The organism is Pseudomonas sp. 2822-15 (assembly GCF_002742515.1).
Lineage (GTDB): Bacteria > Pseudomonadota > Gammaproteobacteria > Pseudomonadales > Pseudomonadaceae > Aquipseudomonas > Aquipseudomonas salomonii.
The window spans coordinates 1-228 of sequence record NZ_LJRY01000279.1 but is presented as its reverse complement, the minus strand read 5'-3'; the positions used below and the strand labels follow the sequence as shown (position 1 = coordinate 228).

1 protein-coding gene is annotated in these 228 nt (G+C 41.2%); it reads left to right on the top strand.

All coding sequences use genetic code 11. The features are described from left to right. Positions 1-228 (top strand): S8 family serine peptidase (locus AOA59_RS27645; protein WP_158235270.1); only part of this gene is annotated, 228 nt, incomplete at both ends.

The following is a 228-nucleotide window of genomic DNA, read 5'->3' as shown; positions in this document are numbered from 1 at the left end:
GTAGGGATGGTGGGGCTCGATCACTATGCCAACATACTGCCTGTGAAGGTAATAGATAAAAAAGGACGAGGATCAACACAAAATATAATAGCTGGATTCTATTATGCGATTGACAATGGGGCAGATATTATTAATATGAGCTATGGAGCCGATAAGAAAAGTAAGCTAGAAGAAGATGCAATATGGGCAGCTCATGAAGCAGGAATTCTACTTGTAGCTGCTGCAGGT